The organism is Erwinia sp. MYb416 (assembly GCF_037479575.1).
Classification (GTDB): domain Bacteria; phylum Pseudomonadota; class Gammaproteobacteria; order Enterobacterales; family Enterobacteriaceae; genus Erwinia; species Erwinia rhapontici.
Window position 1 is genome coordinate 1 of the sequence record NZ_JBBGYT010000055.1, and the last position, 1,119, is coordinate 1,119.

Below are 1,119 nucleotides of genomic sequence, written 5' to 3' on the forward strand. Positions count from 1 at the left end.
CTATTATAGTAGCAGCATACCATGGAAACATAGATATGGTTCGATGGCTTGTGGGTAATGGTGCTGACATAAATGATCGTAACCATAACGGCACAACCGTAGCGATGTATTTGAAAAATTTCATCGCTGAAAGCAGAAGATTTGAGTTGCTCGATGATTTAGTGGATATGGGTGCAGACTTGAATTTACAAGACTATAGCGGATTAACTGTTTTTGATTATGTATTAAATTCTCATGATGAAGAGTTAATCAACGAATTAAAAAGGCTGTCAAAATGATTGATTTTTTGAACTTAAAAAATGTTAATTCTCGCTATTCGAATGAGTTGAAAGAAGCTTGTGCGAGAGTCATTGATTCTGGCTGGTATGTGTTGGGTAAGGAGTTGGAGGATTTCGAAATGAAATTCTCTGAGTATTGTGATGTGAAACATACGATAGGGGTGGCAAACGGTCTCGATGCTCTTATCTTAGTCCTGCGCGCCTGGAAAGAGATGGGACTTCTGAAAGATGGGGACGAAGTTATCGTTCAGGCTAATACCTATATAGCTTCAATTATGGCAATAACACAGAATAAGCTAACGCCTGTGTTAGTAGAGCCCGATGAGGATAGTTTCAACTTGACAGTTGAGAATATTAAAAGAGCGATAACGAATAAAACACGCGTAATTCTTCCTGTTCACCTTTATGGGAAAATATCACCGATGTCTGAAATTATGGATATCGCACGTGAGAATAATTTGTTAGTTCTTGAGGATTGCGCGCAGGCACATGGAGCAAAGCTCAATAATACAATGGCAGGTAACTGGGGTGATGCTGCTGGTTTTAGTTTCTATCCAGGTAAAAATTTAGGTGCGTTAGGTGATGCAGGTGCAATCACAACAAATAATGAAGAGCTAGCGAAAAAAATTCAAGCTTTGAGAAACTATGGTTCACATAAGAAATACGAAAATGTCCATGTTGGATACAATAGTCGTTTGGATGAAATTCAAGCTGCTTTGCTTACAGTCAAATTAAAATATCTTGATGAAGACATCTTGAGCAGGCAAAAAATTGCAGCACGTTACAATAATGAAATTAGAAACCCATTGGTAAAATTACCGAAGATTCAAGATCCGTCAGA

General features: G+C 38.0%; 2 protein-coding genes. Both read left to right on the forward strand.

Features of this window, described 5'->3' with window-relative positions:
* Window positions 1-278 (forward strand): ankyrin repeat domain-containing protein (locus tag WH277_RS00490; RefSeq protein WP_339503735.1); only part of this gene is annotated, 278 nt, incomplete at its 5' end.
* Window positions 275-1,119 (forward strand): DegT/DnrJ/EryC1/StrS family aminotransferase (locus WH277_RS00495; protein WP_339503737.1); only part of this gene is annotated, 845 nt, incomplete at its 3' end. The genes WH277_RS00490 and WH277_RS00495, both read left to right, overlap by 4 nt.